The sequence below is a fragment of the Fructilactobacillus sp. X2R1C1 genome (assembly GCF_059901435.1).
The window spans coordinates 1-261 of the sequence record NZ_JBWXUV010000106.1; the positions used below are offsets into that span (position 1 = coordinate 1).

At 47.1% G+C, this 261-nt stretch carries 1 protein-coding gene; it reads left to right on the top strand.

Annotated features, from left to right (window positions below):
* The coding region (locus AC6UDG_RS07670) for a SulP family inorganic anion transporter (RefSeq protein WP_500706987.1) at positions 1 to 261 on the top strand (261 nt) is incomplete at both ends.

Here is a 261-nt window from a genome sequence, read left to right on the forward strand (position 1 = left end):
TCCCAGGACAACTAATTGCCATTTTATTAGCAACCATTGTAGTAAACTATTTTCAAATACCGGTTGAAACCATCCAATCCCGATTTGGCGGGTTGCCGAATTCGCTTCCAAGCCCGCAGATTCCTTCCGTGACGTGGCAGGAATTTCAAGAGCTCTTCTCACCGGCACTTACAATCTCAATACTTGCCGGACTGGAATCTCTATTGTCATCTGTTGTGGCCGATGGTATGACCGGCACACGTCACCGCTCGAATATGGAAT